This is a genomic window from Ensifer sp. Root423, from assembly GCF_001426275.1.
Lineage (GTDB): Bacteria > Pseudomonadota > Alphaproteobacteria > Rhizobiales > Rhizobiaceae > Ensifer > Ensifer adhaerens.
This window is the reverse complement of sequence record NZ_LMEG01000010.1, coordinates 134,960-135,213: the sequence shown is the minus strand read 5'-3', so window position 1 is coordinate 135,213 and position 254 is coordinate 134,960. Positions and strand designations below refer to the sequence as shown.

At 64.8% G+C, this 254-nt stretch carries 1 pseudogene; it reads right to left on the bottom strand.

What is annotated here, in order from left to right:
* Nucleotides 1–254: pseudogene (locus ASD01_RS12115) on the bottom strand (adenine nucleotide alpha hydrolase family protein); the annotation flags it as partial.

The following is a 254-nucleotide window of genomic DNA, read 5'->3' as shown; positions in this document are numbered from 1 at the left end:
GTCTGCAGACCGCCGTCGACTTCGCGCGTCACGGTTGCCTTGCCATCGCCGATCTCGACCTTGGAGGCAAAGGTCCCTTGCGCCCAGCCGAGCAGGGCGGACAGCATCTGGCCGGTCTGGTTCGAATCGTCGTCGATTGCCTGCTTGCCCACGATRATCAGGCCCGGCTGTTCAGCCTCGGCCACACCCTTGACGATCTTGGCGACAGCGAGCGGCTCGACCTGGTCTTCGGTCTCAACCAGGATGGCGCGGTC